The organism is Profundibacter sp. (genome assembly GCF_056498605.1).
The window spans coordinates 1-15,885 of sequence record NZ_JBSMEZ010000101.1; the positions used below are offsets into that span (position 1 = coordinate 1).

At 51.3% G+C, this 15,885-nt stretch carries 13 protein-coding genes; 5 read left to right on the forward strand and 8 right to left on the reverse strand.

Annotation, left to right across the window (positions count from 1 at the left end; all coding sequences use genetic code 11):
* The 6 genes from ACWB12_RS10265 to ACWB12_RS10290 form a co-directional block, all read right to left on the reverse strand.
* On the reverse strand, positions 1-1,567 hold a 1,567-nt coding region (locus tag ACWB12_RS10265; RefSeq protein WP_479529986.1), incomplete at its 3' end, for a M10 family metallopeptidase C-terminal domain-containing protein.
* Between the two features lie 69 nt (positions 1,568-1,636).
* Positions 1,637-2,068, reverse strand: coding sequence for a hypothetical protein (locus ACWB12_RS10270; RefSeq protein WP_479529987.1), 432 nt, complete (start codon positions 2,066-2,068; stop codon positions 1,637-1,639).
* 40 nt (positions 2,069-2,108) lie between these two features.
* Entirely contained in the window at positions 2,109-3,260 is a 1,152-nt protein-coding gene (gene wecB, locus ACWB12_RS10275) for a non-hydrolyzing UDP-N-acetylglucosamine 2-epimerase (RefSeq protein ID WP_479529988.1), read from the reverse strand.
* Positions 3,257-4,378 (reverse strand): polysaccharide biosynthesis C-terminal domain-containing protein, encoded by a 1,122-nt coding sequence (locus tag ACWB12_RS10280; RefSeq protein WP_479529989.1) that lies wholly within the window; start codon positions 4,376-4,378, stop codon positions 3,257-3,259. Before ACWB12_RS10280 ends, wecB begins: the two co-directional genes overlap by 4 nt.
* 2 nt (positions 4,379-4,380) lie before the next feature.
* Positions 4,381-5,412 carry an SDR family NAD(P)-dependent oxidoreductase gene (locus ACWB12_RS10285; RefSeq protein ID WP_479529990.1) on the reverse strand — a complete coding sequence of 344 codons (1,032 nt, stop codon included), beginning with the start codon at positions 5,410-5,412 and terminating at the stop codon, positions 4,381-4,383.
* Between the two features lie 148 nt (positions 5,413-5,560).
* Positions 5,561-7,711: a GumC family protein gene (locus tag ACWB12_RS10290; protein WP_479529991.1), complete on the reverse strand. Its 2,151-nt coding sequence runs from the start codon at positions 7,709-7,711 to the stop codon at positions 5,561-5,563.
* 187 nt (positions 7,712-7,898) lie between these two features.
* Here ACWB12_RS10290 and ACWB12_RS10295 point away from each other — a divergent pair, with 187 nt between their 5' ends.
* The 4 genes from ACWB12_RS10295 to ACWB12_RS10310 all read left to right on the forward strand — a co-directional run bounded on the left by ACWB12_RS10295 (position 7,899) and on the right by ACWB12_RS10310 (position 12,049).
* Positions 7,899-8,678 (forward strand): metallophosphoesterase family protein, encoded by a 780-nt coding sequence (locus ACWB12_RS10295; RefSeq protein WP_479529992.1) that lies wholly within the window; start codon positions 7,899-7,901, stop codon positions 8,676-8,678.
* 271 nt (positions 8,679-8,949) lie between these two features.
* Positions 8,950-11,046, forward strand: coding sequence for a YjbH domain-containing protein (locus ACWB12_RS10300; RefSeq protein ID WP_479529993.1), 2,097 nt, complete (start codon positions 8,950-8,952; stop codon positions 11,044-11,046).
* Positions 11,025-11,732, forward strand: a complete 708-nt coding sequence (locus tag ACWB12_RS10305) for a YjbF family lipoprotein (protein ID WP_479529994.1) — start codon at positions 11,025-11,027, stop codon at positions 11,730-11,732. Before ACWB12_RS10300 ends, ACWB12_RS10305 begins: the two co-directional genes overlap by 22 nt.
* Before the next feature lie 104 nt (positions 11,733-11,836).
* A complete protein-coding gene (locus ACWB12_RS10310) occupies positions 11,837-12,049 on the forward strand; it encodes a hypothetical protein (protein WP_479529995.1) in 213 nt (70 codons plus the stop codon).
* 104 nt (positions 12,050-12,153) lie between these two features.
* Here ACWB12_RS10310 and ACWB12_RS10315 read toward each other — a convergent pair whose 3' ends face one another.
* Positions 12,154-12,837 (reverse strand): helix-turn-helix transcriptional regulator, encoded by a 684-nt coding sequence (locus ACWB12_RS10315; protein WP_479529996.1) that lies wholly within the window; start codon positions 12,835-12,837, stop codon positions 12,154-12,156.
* A gap of 77 nt (positions 12,838-12,914) precedes the next feature.
* Between ACWB12_RS10315 and ACWB12_RS10320 the strand changes: the two genes are divergently transcribed.
* Positions 12,915-13,613, forward strand: coding sequence for a glutathione S-transferase family protein (locus ACWB12_RS10320; protein WP_479529997.1), 699 nt, complete (start codon positions 12,915-12,917; stop codon positions 13,611-13,613).
* Here ACWB12_RS10320 and rnr read toward each other — a convergent pair whose 3' ends face one another.
* Positions 13,614-15,872, reverse strand: coding sequence for a ribonuclease R (gene rnr, locus ACWB12_RS10325; RefSeq protein ID WP_479529998.1), 2,259 nt, complete (start codon positions 15,870-15,872; stop codon positions 13,614-13,616). It abuts the gene before it with no gap.
* Between the last annotated feature and the right edge of the window lie 13 nt (positions 15,873-15,885).

The window sequence follows — 15,885 nt, forward strand, 5'->3', positions numbered from 1 at the left end:
TCAGTACATCGCCTAGGCCACTGCCAATAATTTTTTCCATGTAGATCAGTTGGTCACCTTGGGCTGTGCCACCCGTGCCAATCCGGTAAGTACCAATATTAACTCCAACAAGGCTATCTGAGTAATCTGCCGTATCAATGCCAGCATAGCCAATCAGGATATCTGCGCCCAGTCCACCACGTAGAAGATCGTTACCATCAAGGCCTTCTAGTTTGTTTGCTGCAGAGTCTCCGATTAATATATCGTTAAATTGCGAACCGACGACATTCTCGATGCCGATAAACGTATCGCCCTGCGCTTCGCCACCGGCGCCTGTATTTGCACCAAGATTAACAGTAACGGCTGTAGATGACACATATCGCACGGTATCTATGCCCGTGCCACCATTTAGCACATCAGCGCCAATACCGCCTATCAACCGGTCATTACCAATTCCCCCCAAAAGGGTATCATTGCCAATGTCGCCATAAAGAAAATCATTACCCGAACCGCCATCAAGCGAATCCACTCCAGCGCCGCCAATCAGCGTGTCATCGCCCCCCATTCCAAATAAGGTATCGCTGCCGCCCATGCCATGAATGACATTGCCCACTGCATTGCCGGTCACAGTATCGTTGCCGCTACCCATTGTGGCATTTTCGATCACGGTGCCGCGCGCGATGGCTAAATTACCAATCAGACCATAGATATCAGAATAGGTTTCAGCGTTCATATCCAATCGATTATTGGAATTGCTGTTAATCAGGTTGATCAGATCAGTACCGCCTTGGTCGTAAATCGTCAAAGCCAAGGGGTTATTGACACGAACATCGGTCGTGGATCCGCTATCAATTGCATCAAATAAGGTGCCCAGATAACCGGTTAAATTGGTGTTTGAACCCCAAGTTGTATCGCCACCTGTAACGCTACTACCGCCGGGGGCACCATAGAGGTTCTGCATGGCAATGACATCCGCCATCATTGCGGTTGTCAGATAGGCAAAGTCCGCGTTGATCGAGGTGTTATCGGTTTGGCTGAAATAGGACATGACCGAGGCCTGCCAGCTATCATTTATAAAATCGTTATCCACACCGTAAGTTGCCGAGCCATTATAATTACCCTGATGGCCTAAGCCTAGCGCATGACCAAGTTCGTGCAAATATGTCTGATACCCGTAGCCACCAATTTTTCCGGAACTGACATCGGACCAATTGTCTGGGATGTTGACCGTCGAAGATATAATGGTGTTACCACTAAATGAAGAATACGAGTAAGCGCCATCTGGATCAGAGCTTTGAAATGTGATCTTCCCGCCAGACGATACCTCACTGAAGGTAATATTCGAAACGTTCGCCCAAGCTTCGAGCGCGGCACGCGCGAGTTTCGCTGCGGCACTGCTCAGCCCAGTCAGATTAACGGTTATCACATTGCTGATTGAAGTATCGAAACTATGTTCCTGTCCGGCTCCGCCCCAATAGTCGTTGGTCAGAAAATAGGCCAATTGATCGTTAGATCCAAAGGAAGCGGCATAGCTGATACTGCTTTGCTGGCTTTGAGTGTTCTCAGAATTCTGGCCGTAAATAGTCATGTCTTCTCAGTGCTCCATTAGCCGCGTGGTCGTATTCCAATTCCGAACATCGCGTTCAATATTTGCTTTCTAGTCGATTGGTATGGCGCTGACGCGCACAAGATCAGACAAGAACCTAACAAACATGTGTGGCGAGACTGTGGCGTCCATAACCGCCACTTCAATCTCCGGCCCTTGTGAAACTTCGCTTCCTGCAATTTGCCATTCCGCATATGCTTTCAGGGAGTGCTTTTTATCTGTAGTTACTCTTAGCATGATGACCAAATCATACTCGCCGATCGTCCTGACCTCACGCGAAATCGTGTGGTTGGGGGCTGCTTCGGCCAAAACCTGCTCCATTGCGTCGCACAACGCTTGTTGGTTGATTGTTTGATCCGGGCAGGACAGAAGGATTCTGTTAGTGTCGGTTGAGGAGGGTAAATTACTCATTGCGATAGCTCCTTGTGTCATCTCGATCAGTAGAATCATAGCTGTGGCCATTCCCCGAAAAACATGGGTCATTTATTTCTCCTCCTGGCACTCTCAGCGAGCTCGTACGCATTCAATGGTCATGCTTGCGAATCCCGTCCCAAGAGTTTGACAGCTTTGCTGTTCCGATAATCAAACTCACCACCCGTTCCGAGGTGTTGTCGATACAATAATCCGCAGGCACAGGGTGCGCCTTACCGCTTTTTTGCCGTTCATCAAACAGCGTGGTTGCGGTTTCAATACCGTTCAGGATTGTATCCCTATCCAATCCCGTTGCGATGATACACCCTACGTCCAGTCCCTCGGGTCGCTCGATTGCATCACGTGGTGTAATGGCCGAAAATCCAAGAATAGAGGCCTCCTCGGCAATTGTCCCACTATCGGAAATGGCGCAATAAGCGTTTTGTTGTAGTTGATTGTAATCATGGAACCCAAAGGGTTTCATATACTGCACACGCTGATCAAAACTGATCCCGTCCAGCGCATCCAGCCGCTTACGGGTGCGTGGGTGCGTTGATACAATAATCGGATAGCCATAGCTTTTAGCCAAGGCATTCAGCGCCTCAACCAGAGCGGTAAGGCGCGTTTTGCTATCAACGTTTTCTTCGCGGTGCAACGAGACGATGAAATACTCTTTCGAGGTCAGTTTCAGCTGATCCAAAATATCAGAGGCATCAATCCGCGCACGGTAAAATTCCAATACTTCGCGCATTGGACTGCCGGTTAGATTGATCCGTCTATGCGGCAATCCTTCGGACAACAAATGTCGGCGCGCGTGTTCTGTATAGACCAGATTGAAATCGGCTATGTGATCAACCAAACGGCGGTTGGTTTCTTCTGGCACATTCATATCGAATGACCGATTGCCTGCTTCCATGTGATAGACAGGGATTTTCATCCGACGCGCCATGATTGCCGAAATTGCCGAATTTGTATCGCCAAGGATCAGAACCGCATCGGGCTTTTCCTTTTGCAATGTTTTTTCGGTCTCGGTCAGAATACCGCCTAGTGTTTCTCCCAATGTCCCGCCGCCAACCCCCAGAAAATAGTCTGGTTTGCGCACATCAAGGTCTTCAAAGAATACCTCGTTCAGCTCGTAATCATAATTCTGTCCGGTGTGGACAATGATATGATCCGTGAACTGGTCCAACCGCGCCATAACGCGGCTAAGCCGGATAATTTCAGGGCGCGTGCCCAGAATGGTCATTACTTTCAGCTTCGTCACAACAGCACCTTATCAGCAAATGTGTCCGGGTTTTCAGGGTCGAAAAGATCATGCGTCCAGAACAAAGTCAAAAGTGGCCCTGTTCCGGTATTTTCTATCGAATGGGTGTGAAGGGTTGGCATATCCACAGGTGACGGAGCATCACCACTAACGCGGTATTCCCAAACCTTGTCACTATAAACCTTACGGATACGGATAATTGCATCGCCCTGGATCACCAGAAACCGCTCGACTTTGTTTAAATGAAAATGGTCGCCACGCGTCACGCCCGACTCAGTCGTTGATAAAAACGTCTGTCCACCGCCACCGCCTTTGACAGCCTCGAACAAGGTTCCGCGTGCGTCGGTATGCAATGTTAGTGGGCGTGGCCAGCCATGTGGGTAGGTATCAGCGCGGTAGCTATTGAACAAAGCCAGATCAAACGGGTCTGTCACATCAGGATACACATTGGCCTGATAGCTGTCGTGAAAGCCCTGCAACTTGGCGAATAGATCCGGAATGCCGATGGACTTGGCTTCGGGTGATAAATCCCCGAACCGAAGTTGGCTAACTGCATCAATAGCCGCTTGCGCCGCATCGCCAGCATAAAGAAGTTGCACCTTGCCATCGGGATTTATTGTTGGCGCATCACCTGTCAAAATCTGGCGGATCAAGGTTGCAGTCACATTGTTATAAAACGGCTTGGCCTCTTCGCCAAAAATATGTGGCAAAATCAGATTGGTGAATTTTGTTACCCCCGCACCGAGCATTTCTCCGGCAATCCTCTTGGAACGGCCATAAGGCGAGTCACTGGCTGCATGGGTCGAATTCGCATAAACAATGTGCGGATCAGAGTTGGCGGCGCGGCATGCCTTTATAAGCCGCTGCGCAATATCAGGGTTTGCTTGCTCTACAACATCATCCGGCGCGCGATTTACACCTGCGAAATGCAACACCGCATCAGCGCCATCCAACGCCTCTTGTAATCTTGGGTCATCTTCAAATTCCATATGGTTTAGCGGCACCAAATCGATTGGTGGCTCCACCCCTTTGAAACGTGCTGCACAATTCAATGCGTGAAGACGCACGCAGGTATGCCACCCAATCAGACCACCAGCACCAGTGACAACAATCTTCACCTCTATGCGCCCGTCATGGCGGCAACTTCCGCCTGAACTTCCGGAAGTGTCATAAGCAGCTTTTTCACTCCGGCAACCGTAAGGCGTTCCGTATTGTGCGAGTGATAATCCTCCAACATTGATGTGGTTTTATCGCCCTCTGAAAAATACGGTTTATAATTCAGGTCCCGGTTATCCATGATGACACGGAAATAATCGCCCAAGTCTTCTGATGTGGCCAGTTCTTGTGCGGATACCAAGGTTTCATATAATTTTTCTGCGTGCCGCCAACCGATAATTTCCACTGGATGGTCCGGAGCATCAAACAGTTCTTTTATGGCTTGAACCAAATCCAGTATCGTCGATGCTGCCGCCTTTTTAACAAAAAGGTCGCCCTGATTGGCCTCTTCGAATGCATACTGCACAAGCGCCACAGAATCGCGTAACGGCATCAGGAACCTTGTCATCGTTGGCTCTGTTAATGTTATCGGATTACCGTCTTTGATCTGTTTAATGAACAATGGAATGGCAGAGCCGCGCGAGTACATCACATTGCCGTACCGGACACAGGAAATTGTGGTTTTAGCATCGGGGCCAATTTCACGTGCGCTGGCTGTTGCAATCTTTTCCATGATTGCCTTTGACATGCCCATAGCATTTACCGGCATAACGGCCTTGTCAGTTGAAAGGCAAACCACGCTTTTCACCCCAGAATTAATCGCCGCTCTGATAACGTTTTCCGAGCCAATAACATTGGTCCGAATAGCCTCCATCGGGAAGAATTCACAGGACGGAACCTGTTTCAACGCTGCGGCATGAAAAACAGTTTGGACACCCGCGGTTGCGCGTTCAACGCTTTCACGATCTCGAACATCCCCAATGAAATACTTTACCCTTTGATCACGCAGCTCATTGCGCAATGCATCTTGCTTTTCTTCATCGCGGCTTAAAATGCGGACCTCTTCAATACCAGATTGAAGCAGCCCCCGTAGCATTGTTTTGCCAAACGACCCTGTACCACCTGTGATAAGTGTCGATTTAATCTTTTGTGCCATGTTGATACCCATTTATACCAAGACTAAAATTGTGCTTATTCAGGGTGGTGTATAGGTATTGTCGCAAACGAATTCCACAGCAAATAATTCTTTGCGCGATCCGTGTATTTCTAACTTAATAGCGGCAATTGGTTAGGTAAGGGCAGCTTCAGTCATGATAATACTTGCTGCCATAAGCGCCATATGCCCCAGATTCACCACCATACCCATAATGCTTCATTTTTTTTGCATTGATCTGACCCAGAACCAGACCCGCAACCCGCAAGTTCACTGTTTCGAACATGCGCAGGCCTTCGCGCACTTGAACGCGCGAGGTGCTGTCCCATTTTACGGTATATATAATTGCATCAACCGACTGCCCGATAACGCGGGAATCCGGCACAACCAGAACTGGCGGAGTATCGATAATAACCGCATCATATGCTTTACGCGTTGATTTAAGAAAATTCCGGAATTTCTGCGATGAAAATATATCTGCTGCGTTGGTAGCGGACTTTTCACCAATCAAAACATCAGCCCCAAGCTCGTCAACATGTGTCACAACATCTTTCAGTTCAGCCTCTCCCGACAGAACTGCCAGCAGCCCGCGTTTTTCTTTGATGTCAAAATATTCGCTAAAGACACGCCGGCGGATATCGCCTTCGATCAACAGCACTTTTTGGCCCAAGCCCGCCATATTTTGCGCCAAGGCCAGTGACTGGGTAGTTTTGCCCTCGCCCGGTAAGGATGATGTCGACATGAACACCTTGGGTGGGTTGTCAATGTCGGACAAAAGCAGCGATGTGCGCAGATTGCGGATTGATTCTGCGGCGGCTGAATTAGGTTTATCCACTAGGTATTTCAAGACTTTTGAACGGCGGCGGGCCGGGATTGTCGGGATTTGTCCGATAACAGTCATGCCAGTAATTTTTTCCAGCTGATCAGCAGTGCGGATGCCGGTTTGGCGCATTTCACGTAGCAGAACCAAGGCCCCGCCCGCCAACAACCCCAACATAGCGGCAAGGGCCAACACTATTAATTTACGCGGCGCCGAGGCCCTTACCGGAACAACTGCGCGTGAAAGAATGCGACTGTCCGCTTGTTGCGTGCCTTGTTGCACGCTGGTTTCTTTCAGGCGGCCAAGGAAAAATTCATAGATCAGGCGGCTGGCTTCAGCTTCGCGTTGAAGTTGGCGCAATTTGACCAATTCAACCGACTGGTTTTCAATCTGGGTCTCAATATCCGCAATGGACCTCTGCAACGCTAATTGCTGGCCTTCAATACGTTTACGGCTGATCTCTGCGCGTCCAACTATTTGGTCAAATCGTTCCGAAAAAGCATCACGCGCACCCGAAGCGCCATCTTCAATTTGCTTATAAATACGCGACAGTATGGGATCATCGGTCATCTTTTCCATACTGGCAAAATCGCCAACGATTTTAGCCGCCTTCAAGCTGGCAACCAAATCGCGCGCCAAAATGGTGCTGGCTTCGGCACTGGAAAAACGATCACGTAAATCTTTTAGCTGGCGGTTTAACGCAATCAGAATTTCCGGGCTGATCAGCTCTGTATTGGTGCTGAACTCTTTAACTGCAATATCAGCCTCTTCCAGCGCGACTTGCAATTCGCCTACCCTTGACGTTAGCCATTCAGTTGCTTTCTTGGTTGCCTCGAATTTTACATCAAGCTGTTCCAGAATATATAGCTCGGCCAGCGTGTTCGTAATATCGGCAGTTTTTTGGGCATCTTCAGTAACCGCCCTAATATTAAAAACATAGCTTTGGCGCACATTTGAAACACGTAGGCCTTTCAGAACGTTGTTAATCGTTGTGTCCAGAATCTCCCGCTCACTTTTGACTGGCTCTTCTCGCGGCGACCCTGTGATTAACTCTGTCACAAAGTCGACTGCTTTCCCGATGGAAATGGCGGGCTCCGGGCGTAAATCTACATTGAATTCTGGGTCCGATATCAAATCCAGTTGGTTCACCAGCTTTTCGATCAACCCTCGGCTGCGGATCACTTCGACTTCTGTGTTGATTGTGGCCTGATCGCCTGACAGGCCTGACATGACCGATTCAAGGTTGGCAACATTCTCCTGGCGGTTCTCCAGCATTACAACTGACTCGGCAGTATAAGTCGGCACGGCGATGACAAAAGCATAATAGCCGCCCACCAAAATTGCCAACGTCGTTGTAAACGCTATCCACCACTTCCCACGCCAAATAGTATGCATCAATGCGCCAAGATCTATTTCATCAGTTTCAAGGCTTGAAACGCGATCACGTATTGACGTGTTGGTCGAAGGGGGCACACTATTCATAAAACATCTCTGGAATTGCCAAAAGTGGATTTCCGCCTCTGGTTCCACATCTACGACAAAAACACAATAAACACTTGCACTGTTTCCTTGACGTTGTCTGGCATTGTGATGTGAAACAGGGCAATATAATTCAATTTTCTATGTTTCTATAGAGTTGCGTACCAATGACGAAATGGAGTGGGATACTATGTTGAGCCGTCTCAAAAACCTGTTTTCTGCAAAAGAAGCCTTGCATCCAGCCTCATCTTTCGCAGTTCCGCTCAACCCTGAAACAACATTTTATGCGATAGGCGATGTGCATGGCTGTAACGATCTATTGCAGTGCCTTTTGCAAAAAATCGATGATGACCGGCTGATCAATGGCCGCGAAGATGCCCCTTTGGTACTGGTGGGCGATTTGGTTGATCGTGGCAAAAATTCCGCCGCTGTGCTTGAAACAGTCAAAGCGCAGCAGGAGGCCCAACCCGATCAGGTGATCTGCTTGATGGGGAACCACGAAAAAATGATGTTGGATTTTCTTGATGATCCAGCAGAACGCGGGCCACGCTGGTTGCGCTTTGGCGGGGTGCAGACCCTGGCCAGTTACGGGATTAGCGGTGTGAACGAAAATTCAGACCTGGATGATTTACTTGAAGTGTGTGATGCACTGGAAGCGGCTTTACCAGAGGGTATGGAGACCTGGCTTCGCGGATTGCCGCTCATTTGGCAAAGCGGTAATATATGCTGTGTCCATGCAGGTATGAGCCCCAAGCGCAGCCCCGATGAACAGGAGACACAAGTCCTGCTTTGGGGACACCGCGATTTTTTATCTATGCCGCGAAATGATGGCTTGTGGGTCATCCATGGACATACAGTTGTAAGCCAAGCCTTTGCCAATAGCGGACGCATTGCAATCGATACCGGCGCCTATAAATCCGGTACATTGACGGCAGCAATCATAACCACAGGCCAATGTAATTTTTTGTAATCCAGTAATAGCCGCAAGCATTTTCCGGCCGAAACCACCGCATTAGTGGCATCCGCGCAACCACTGACGGCATATAAGCCCTCACGGCACGGCAGAATTAAACTCCTTTGTTGTGAAACCGTTAACAGCAAGTTAAATCACAATGCTAACGGGTCGTTATCTGGTCAGGAGTGTAAAAGAAGTGCGGAATATTCCAAAGCCCACAAATTTATCCATAATCCGACCAGTTTTGCGGTCAAGTATTCTACAGAGCTTTTGTACAGTCGGTTTGTTGGGCCTTCTTGCACATCCATCTTTTGCCCAGACCCGCAGCACATCCTATAGCTATAATCTTTACGGCACACCCGGCCTGATCGACATGCCCACCGCCCAAAGCGCCGAAGATGGCGAATTGGCGATGACTGTTTCAACATTCAAAGGGCAGGCACGCACAACGCTCAGTTTTCAGATAACGCCTCGGCTTTCGGGCAGTTTTCGCTATTCGACAATCGATAATTTTGGTTTACTCGGCGAACGCACCTGGGACCGTAGTTTTGATCTGCGGTATCGGCTGCTTGACGAAGGTCGGTATCGGCCTGCCGTTGCCATCGGACTACAAGACTTCATGGGCACCGGCATTTACGGCGCGGAATACATCGTTGCGACCAAGGCGATCGGTAGCAAACTGACTGTCACAGGTGGCCTAGGCTGGGGGCGGCTTGGGTCTTATAACGGGTTCACCAATCCGCTGGGCGCAATCAATGGGAAATTTGAAACCAGACCCGTTTGGACCGGCCTTGGGGGGGAACCCAGCTTCAAACAATGGTTCCGCGGCGATGCCGCCTTCTTTGGCGGGGTCAGCTATGCCCTGAATGATCGCGTAACTCTTAAGGCCGAATATTCCTCGGATGCCTATTCCGCAGAATCCAGTCAAGGGTTACCCGCTGACCGCTTTGTCCACCGCTCGCCTCTGAACTTTGGGGTGAACTACCGAGTTCGCCCGGGCATCGATCTTTCTGCTGCATATCTATACGGTTCTGTTCTGTCGGTTGGGGCCAGCTTTGTGTTTAATCCACGCCACTCACCAACCGGTGGCAGCTTAGCCCGCGCTCCGATACCGGTGAAGCCCCGCCCCGCCCGCCACATTTCACCACAGGATTGGGGCACAGGCTGGGTTCAGGATGCGCCGCGCACAGATGCCATCCGTAATGCACTGTCACAGGTATTAGCCGCCGAAGGGATGGAACTAGAATCCATCGAAATGTCGGGAAATTCTGTGCGCGTACAAATTCGCAATCTACGCTATAGCGCGATGCCACAAGCCATCGGGCGAACCGCGCGGATATTGACGCAAGTTATGCCCGCTTCGGTCGAAGTGTTCCGCATCGAGCCCGTGGTCGAGGGCATAGCCCCCACTGCCATTACATTACAGCGCTCGGACATAGAGGCGCTGGAAAATACGGCTGGCGGCACGACTCAGCTTTATAACAGGGCGCAAATTACGACTGTTGCCCCGTCAGACAACATGGCCCCTGTTGCCGACCTGTATCCACGCTTCAAATGGGGATTAGGCCCTTATCTGGGAGCAAGCCTGTTTGATCCGGACAGTCCTGTGATACTTGATGCTGGAGTAGGGCTAACCGCAAGATACGACCTAGCACCGGGGCTTTCGTTTTCCGGCGAAATCCGCCAACCATTGCTTGGCACAAATACAACCAACAGGGTTTCCAATTCTGTAATCCAGCATGTTCGATCAGATATCAATGAATACGCTAATGCTGACGGGCCACTTCTTAACCGTCTGACGGTGGATTATTATTTCAGACCTGGTCGTGATCTTTATGGCCACGTCAGTGCTGGCTATCTTGAACAAATGTATGGTGGCGTATCCGGTGAAATCCTGTGGAACCCCATCGACAGCCGCCTTGGGCTGGGAGTCGAGCTGAATTATGTCAAGCAACGCGACTTTGATCAACGGTTCGGGTTTCAAAGCTACGATACGGTCACTGGTCATGCATCTGCATATTATGATTTTGGCAACGGGTTTCATGGCCAACTGGATGTTGGGCGTTATCTGGCCAAGGATTGGGGTGCAACGATCTCACTGGACCGTGAATTTAACAACGGCTGGAAAGTTGGCGCATATTTCACCCTGACTGACGTACCATTTAGCGACTTTGGTGAAGGATCATTCGATAAAGGTATCCGCCTGACAATTCCGATTGGCTGGGCAACGGGCCAGTCAACACGCCGCACAGTAAACGCAAACATCAACTCCCTAACACGGGACGGCGGGGCACGGCTGAATGTTGAAGGGCGGCTATACAATATTGTGCGGGAATTCCACGATCCGGCGCTGCAAAACCGTTGGGGGCGGTTCTGGAGATGAAGATACGGAACCTTGTAACAACCGGCCTGATCCTATGCGGATTATTTGTGTCCGCCTGCGGATCTGATACGGAAAAAGCAAAGCAGAATGCCGACCCTGATCCGCTTACCCAAGTCGTGAAAGTATTGTTCGGTGCCCTTAAGCCAAAAGCAGCCGTGACAGATGTCAGAAAGGGGATAACGCGTCAGGGGATCGACTTATCCACTGCCCCCCTGCTGTTGGTCAATGTTGAATCCCGCAATGCACATGCCACCCTTAGTCCTGTTGGCGAAAACCGCGGTATCATTACATGGGCCACCGCTGACGGTGTCAGTCTTAGTTTTGATCGTGGTATTCTGGTTGCCACCCGAGGGCTTGGGCCCGATTTGATGGCCGCGAATGTCAGCAATGTTTTGCCTGCACTTCGCTCTGCAAGCGGAACCACGCTTCGTATTCACGATTATCTGGATGGCGAAGACCAAATCCGACAGCGCAAATTTCAGTGCACCTATCACTCTGAAGGCCGTGAGGCGCTCAATATTTACGGCCTAGTCATTGCAGCGAATCACATTGTTGAAACATGTGTCAGCCCGGACCAAAATATGGTGAACCACTATTGGATATCAGGCAACGGTCGCATCTGGCAAAGCCGCCAATGGGTCGGAACTGGCCTTGGTTATGCATTTATACAACAGCTATCCAGATAAACTGGCAGAACAGCCGCCATTTTACCGCCGTAATAAAAACGTATTTGCGACAGTAAATATTCCGTGCTATTGGTAAGACTGCGTAATTTTTTCAGGAGACCAATATGCGGTTCCATCTTTCTCTATCCTTGGCTGCAGCACTGGCTGTTGCTTCCGTAGTTCCAGCCACAGCAGGTAGCTTGGTTGACCCCGCCATTGAAGGCGAAACAATGGTTGCAGTTGAACCAGCGGGTAGCCTTGGTAGCGGCGCGATCATTGGTATTGTTGCTTTGTTGGCTCTTGCTGCAGCAGCTGCTGGTAGCTCTTCCGGTACCTAATAAGCACTGCGAATAATATTCGTAATGTCTTAAAGGCAGGGCCAACCGGTCCTGCCTTTTTGCGTTATTGGCCAATGACTTTTAAACCCCTCCCAAACACTTCTCTACCGCACCGCAAATGTCTTTATCGCATCCCGCAGCAGCGACACCCGATGGGGCCTAAAAGAATTTTGCGTCACGTCCAGCGCCAACATCCGGTCCAGACGAAATGCACGAAAATCCTGTCGTAATGTACAAAACGCCAACAGGCAGTTTGATCGATCCATAAATGTAATTCCCAGCGGTTTTACCTGCCGATGCGTTTGCACCCCTGCCACATCCGTATACTCGAACGCCACCTCGCGCTCTTCCCAGCACGCGCTGCGCAACACCCCCACATCGACCGTTGGGTCAGGAACTTTGGAAAACCGCTTGGCCGATAGCACCGCGTGCTTCAACCTGTACCCCTGCCCGTCGGGCAACCGCGCTTGCAACTTGCTCAGCGCCGTTTGTGCTGCGGTCACCAATGCAGGATCACCAATCTGCTCCACCTCGCGCAGGCCCAAAACCAGCGCTTCAATCTCGTCATTGCCAAACGATAACGGCGGCAGCGCTGCGTCCTCGGTCAACACATACCCATAGCCAGCTGTGCCATCAATAATCGCCCCAACCCCGCGCAATGTTTCAACATCGCGATAGATTGTTCGCTCGGACACATTGGTCTCATCTGCAAGCCGCGCCGCCGTAACGGGGGTGGGTAAATTGCGCATGGCTTGCAACAATCGAAATAGACGGTCAATTCGGGACATACGGGCAGGTTACATCATACTGACAATAATTGACAGTAGACGTATATATAAAGAGGGAAATGAACAGGAGAATTACAATGCTAAACCTACTGACCTTCCCTACCCATTTCGGCGAACCCGGTGGTAGCCCCTTTGCAATCAAGGCTATTTGCCTGCTGAATATGTCTGGTCAGGAGTGGAAGAACAGCCAAGCCGACGTGCGCAAAATGCCCATGGCTAAATTTCCAGTATTGAAGGTTGGCGAGCGTATGATCCCCGACAGCGAAAATATCCGCGCCTATCTGGAACAACAGGGTGCCGATTTCGATAAGGGTCTAACCGATAGCGAGCGTGCCGCCTCACGGGCTTTTATCCGCATGGCCGAGGAACATCTGTATTTCCATCTGGTGGCGGACCGTTGGCTTCGGGATGACGTCTGGCCCACCACGCGCGATACATTCTTTGGCATGATCCCAAAAGCGGTGCGCGGATTTATCACGGGGAAAATCCGCAAAACCCTGCGCGCTGGTCTGCATACCCAAGGTATAGGTCGGTTTACCGAGACCGAGCGCGCCGAGCGGGTGGCAAAAGACCTAGAGGCAATCAAGCTACAGCTAGGCGATAAACCCTATCTGTTTGGCGATACCCCCACAGCTGCGGATGCCAGCGTGTGCCCAATGCTCTCCGGCTTTGCCTCAATCCCGCTGCCAACCGAGGTCAGTTCATTGGTTAAAGATGACGACACACTGACGGATTACATCGCCCGCATGCGCGAAGCACTTTACCACATCCCGTAATCACTTGCGGGTGCGGGCCACTTTGCGCTTGGTCTTGGCTGCTTTCTTGCGGGACTTGTTGGCCTTGCGACGCACCGGCCCGCGCGCCCTGCGCCCGCCGCTGCTTTTCGGCATGGCTTTGCCATCAACTGTCAACAGTTCCAGTATCAAGCCACCCGTTACCGGCACAGCTTCGGCCAAACGGACGGTTACAGGTACGCCCAACCCCAGCGTAACGCCCGTTTCTTCGCCGGTTAGGGTCTGATTATCGGGGTCATAGCGGAAATATTCACGGCCCAAGGTGCGGATCGGGATTAATCCGTCGGCCCCTGTTTCATTCAACCGCGCAAACACGCCAAATTTAGCGATGCCGGCAATACGGGCCGGAAATTCCGCCCCTATCCGCTCTGACAAATACGACGCCAGATAGCGATCCGTGGTATCGCGCTCCGCCATCATCGAGCGGCGCTCGGTGTCGGAGATGTGCTTGGCTGTGGCTTCAAGGTTTTCGATCTCTTGTGGCGACAACCCGTCTTTGCCCCATTTGTTGGCCGACACCAGCGCACGGTGCACAATCAGGTCGGAATAGCGCCGGATTGGTGAGGTGAAATGCGCGTAATTCTTTAGCGCCAGCCCAAAGTGGCCGAAATTTTCCTGCCCGTAATAGGCCTGCGTCATCGACCGCAACGTGGACAGGTTGATCTGCTCGTCAAATTCAGTTCCCTCGGCTTGCGTTAGCAGATTGTTCAAATGCCGCGTTTGCAGAACCTGTCCTTTGGCCAAAACTAGGCCCGCCGACTTCGCGGTCTCACGCAACGCGTCCAGCTTTTCGACACTCGGCTCTTCATGCACCCGAAACAGCAGCGGCGTGCGCTTGCTCACCAGTTCCTCGGCGGCGGCGACATTGGCCAGCACCATGAATTCCTCAATCATCCGGTGTGCATCCAGGCGATCACGGAAATCCACCGCTGTAACCGTGCCATCCTCGGACAAAATGATCTTGCGCTCCGGCAGGTCCAGTTCCAGCGGCTGACGTTGTTTTCGCGCCATAACCAGCGCATAATAGGCTGCATAAAGCGGCTCTAACACAGCTGAAAGCAGTGGTTTTGTCTTCTCGTTGGGTTTGCCGTCAATCGCTTCTTGAACCTCGACATAGTTCAATGATGCGACAGATTTCATCATCGCGCGGGTAAAGCGGTGGCTGATTTTCTGACCATGCGAATCCAGCACCATACGCACCGCGATACAGGCGCGCGGCACCCCTTCGTGCAAGGAGCACAAATCACCCGACAACCGGTCTGGCAACATCGGCACAACCCGATCTGGGAAATAGGTGGAGTTGCCGCGCTTGCGGGCTTCAACATCCAGTTCAGAGCCCGGCGTCACGTAATGCGCCACATCGGCAATCGCCACCCAGACCACATGGCCGCCCTTGTTTTTCGGATCATCATCAGCGTGGGCATAACAGGCATCATCGTGATCCCGTGCATCAGCTGGATCAATAGTCAGCAGCGCCATATCGCGCAGATCTTCGCGTTTGCCCAATGGCGCCGGTTTGGCCTTGTCCGCCTCGGCAATTACGCCGTCAGGAAACTGGTCAGGAATGCCATGCTGATGAATCGCAATCAACGACACGGCCCTTGGTTGGAACGGATCGCCCAAACGGCTGATAATCCGTGCATTCGGCAGACCCATGCGGTTTTTTGGCCCCGAACGCTCTGCCTCGACCAATTCGCCGTCTTTGGCACCGTTCACATCACGTTCAGAAACCTGCCATTCCTTATCGCTGCCTTTGTCGATCGGCGTGATCCGTCCACCGTCAGAAAGTTTGCGGAACACGCCAAGCACCTTAATCGGGTTGGTGCCGATGCGGCGGATCAGGCGGCCTTCGTACTGGTAATCCTCGTTCTTGACCTCGGTTAATCGCCCAAGGATCCGGTCATTTTCGCCCAGCGCCGGATCAGAGCCTTTCAGCACCAGTAAGATACGCGGCTCTTCCGCTTCGCCATGCCATTCCATCGGGCGGGCGTATAGATCGCCATCCGCATCGGGGGCCATCACCTGCAACACACTGACTGGCGGCAGCTTATCAGGATCGCGGTAGGTTTTGTGGCGTTTTTGCAGATGACCCTCACCCTCCAACTCGCGCAGGATGCGTTTCAGGTCAATCCGCGCTGCACCCTTGATGCCAAAGGCACGGGCGCTGTCGCGTTTGCTGGTTAGGGTCGGGTTATCGGAAATCCATGTCAGGATTTCCTCTTTTGTGGGAATACGTTTCATATCGTTGATCTAG

Excerpts from the sequence above, each read along its gene's own strand:
- ACWB12_RS10295 (WP_479529992.1), top strand. The coding sequence starts at position 7,899 with ATGTTGAGCCGTCTCAAAAACCTGTTTTCTGCAAAAGAAGCCTTGCAT.
- ACWB12_RS10320 (WP_479529997.1), top strand. The coding sequence starts at position 12,915 with ATGCTAAACCTACTGACCTTCCCTACCCATTTCGGCGAACCCGGTGGT.
- ACWB12_RS10285 (WP_479529990.1), bottom strand. The coding sequence starts at position 5,412 with ATGGCACAAAAGATTAAATCGACACTTATCACAGGTGGTACAGGGTCG.
- rnr (WP_479529998.1), bottom strand. The coding sequence starts at position 15,872 with ATGAAACGTATTCCCACAAAAGAGGAAATCCTGACATGGATTTCCGAT.
- ACWB12_RS10270 (WP_479529987.1), bottom strand. The coding sequence starts at position 2,068 with ATGACCCATGTTTTTCGGGGAATGGCCACAGCTATGATTCTACTGATC.
- ACWB12_RS10315 (WP_479529996.1), bottom strand. The coding sequence starts at position 12,837 with ATGTCCCGAATTGACCGTCTATTTCGATTGTTGCAAGCCATGCGCAAT.
- ACWB12_RS10310 (WP_479529995.1), top strand. The coding sequence starts at position 11,837 with ATGCGGTTCCATCTTTCTCTATCCTTGGCTGCAGCACTGGCTGTTGCT.
- ACWB12_RS10290 (WP_479529991.1), bottom strand. The coding sequence starts at position 7,711 with ATGAATAGTGTGCCCCCTTCGACCAACACGTCAATACGTGATCGCGTT.